A 2,350-nucleotide genomic window follows, 5' to 3' on the forward strand; every position below is an offset into this window, starting at 1 on the left:
TCTAAAAACAACACAAGGCTACCTTCAATCACATAACCCGCTTCTTCGCTGTGCCTAATAAACGGTTCCGGGCAACGTGCGCCCGGGGCAAATACCGAATGGACAATCTCAAACGCACCGCCAAGATCAGGTGATAACAGGCTTTCAACCAGACCTTTAGTATCGTCACTCATCGACCGGCGCGAATCTCCACGCACGACAAATTGGCTTTCCGGATCATCGCAGCTTGATGAAAAAAAGAAACTGACGGGCAGATTGAACAGGCTGGCAATACGGCGGATATCTTCCAATGCGGGTTCGGATACGCCGCGTTCAACCTGTGACAACCAGCCAACCGAGCGTTCAAGGTGATCGGCAAGATCGCTTAGCGTCCAGTTGCGTGATCGGCGCAAGGCGCGAATGTCACTGCCAATTTGCCCTGTTGAGCGCAATGGGGCACTGGCATTTGCACTCGAACTGGCGCTTGAACTGCCATTTGGTTGTTTTTCCATCTTCACAAGCATCTGCAACACTCTCTTTCCCCTTAAACATTGCGAGGGGAAAATGAAAAAATCAAACAAATTTTCATATAAAAGTGAATTTAGGCAATTATTTTCATTTTGCGCCCATGATTGCGCCCAAGATTGCGCCTATAAGTTTACCTGTGGTTACGCCTGAATATCGGCGTCAAACCACGATCACCGACGGTTATGCGTTTCGTCACTTTGATCTAGCGAATTTGGCGCCATATCCTCACCCGTTGCGCCTGTCATCCATATCAACGCGATAAACAAACCCTTCGCACGCGGCAAAATCAAATAGACGCCAATCAGCATGATCACCGACAACGTCACGCAGGCAATCCATAGCGGAATCGAATCATCACGACCAAAATAGAGCATCAGTGGCACAACCACATGCCCAAGCACCAATATAGTGACCCAGGCCGGGCCGTCATCGGCACTGATATGGCTAAAATCACTTTTACAGGCTTCACATTCTGTGACTGGCTTAAGATAGCCGCGCAGCAACGTGCCAATACCACAATGCGGACAACGCCGCCTTAAACCGCGTATCAAAGCGGTGCCATATGAAAGAGAAGAAGATGGAGCCTGCATTCGTCTGATCCTACTAGCTGTAAGGGTATAATGTTATTCCCTACAGCTAGCATGATTTAGTCTATCTGCCTATGAATACGGTATGCGCCATAGCGACACAGCGACACAGGCTTATCTGAAAGGTGATATATATTTCGACGCCAGAAACTAACGACGCCAGAAACTAACGACGCTAGAAACTAACGACGCCAGAGACTAACAACGCTAGAAACTAACAATAAGACCTGTATTTATGTGGCGATTTGTTTTGCCTACCATATTGCCCCAGTTCTGATTCGACGCGCCCTCGATAAACCAGCGATATGCAGCATCCCCATATGATCGCGCTTTGAGTTGCCGCACATAGCTGATATGGGCAATCTGGTGCCGCTTTGCTACGGCAAAATCAATCTGGTCAACCGCCACATTATAATTTCCTGTCACATCATATCCTTTGACGCTATGTTGCGTCATCGCGCCATGACGCACCGCCAATGGCAGACGATAGCCAATGGCAATGTGATCTTTATCCGCAATCACATCGGTGACTGTCAGCCGTATATCGGCGCTATCGGCATCCAACGTCATATCATCGACATAGGCATTATGACGAAAATCAACCTTTGTGTTGAGCGTCATATCAAACCTTTATCTTTTAAGGACAGTCTGATCACCCCATGCTATGGGCAAGCAACCGCATCCAGTTCGCATGACAAAGTTTCGTCATAAGGGCGTCATTATACCCATGCGCGTACATCGCATTGCGAAACGCAGTAAGTCCAGCGCAATCGCCCATATCTTCGGGAATAACGGCACCATCAAAATCTGATCCCAGACCAACGCGGTCTTCACCTAGATGTTCGATGAGATAATCAAGATGCCGTAACATAACATCATAATGAACGTCAGCCAGCATTTTGCCATCAGCGCGTAAAAAGGCGACGGCAAAATTCAACCCGACCATACCATCACTTTCGGCAATCGCCGCCAGTTGTCTGTCGGTGAGATTGCGGGCATGTGGTGACAGAACGTGACTATTGGAATGCGTCGCAACAAGCGGTTTGGTGCTATGTTTAGCAATGTCCCAGAAACCGGCTTCGTTCAAATGTGACATATCCAGCATGATGCCCAATTCATCACAGCGTTTGACAAGCCGGATACCATGTTCGCTTAACCCCCCACCAATATCACCTGTACTGGGGAACCGAAACGGAACACCTTCGCCAAAAATGGTGGGACGACTCCAGACCGGCCCCAACGAGCGCAACCCTGCC

The 2,350-nt window shown here is 48.8% G+C and carries 4 protein-coding genes; all 4 read right to left on the minus strand.

Annotated features, from left to right (window positions below):
* Positions 1-503 (minus strand): helix-turn-helix domain-containing protein (locus ACTF7Q_RS10565; protein ID WP_438997797.1); only part of this gene is annotated, 503 nt, incomplete at its 3' end.
* A gap of 174 nt (positions 504-677) precedes the next feature.
* A complete protein-coding gene (locus ACTF7Q_RS10570) occupies positions 678-1,097 on the minus strand; it encodes a DUF983 domain-containing protein (protein WP_438997794.1) in 420 nt (139 codons plus the stop codon).
* 204 nt (positions 1,098-1,301) lie between these two features.
* Entirely contained in the window at positions 1,302-1,715 is a 414-nt protein-coding gene (locus ACTF7Q_RS10575) for a hypothetical protein (protein ID WP_438997795.1), read from the minus strand.
* A gap of 31 nt (positions 1,716-1,746) precedes the next feature.
* Positions 1,747-2,350, minus strand: a 604-nt coding sequence (locus tag ACTF7Q_RS10580; protein ID WP_438997796.1) for a dipeptidase, incomplete at its 5' end; no start/stop codon positions are given.

It is taken from the genome of Puniceispirillum sp. (SeqCode) (assembly GCF_965657105.1).
GTDB lineage: Bacteria > Pseudomonadota > Alphaproteobacteria > Puniceispirillales > Puniceispirillaceae > Puniceispirillum.

Excerpts from the sequence above, each read along its gene's own strand:
- ACTF7Q_RS10570 (WP_438997794.1), bottom strand. The coding sequence starts at position 1,097 with ATGCAGGCTCCATCTTCTTCTCTTTCATATGGCACCGCTTTGATACGC.
- ACTF7Q_RS10575 (WP_438997795.1), bottom strand. The coding sequence starts at position 1,715 with ATGACGCTCAACACAAAGGTTGATTTTCGTCATAATGCCTATGTCGAT.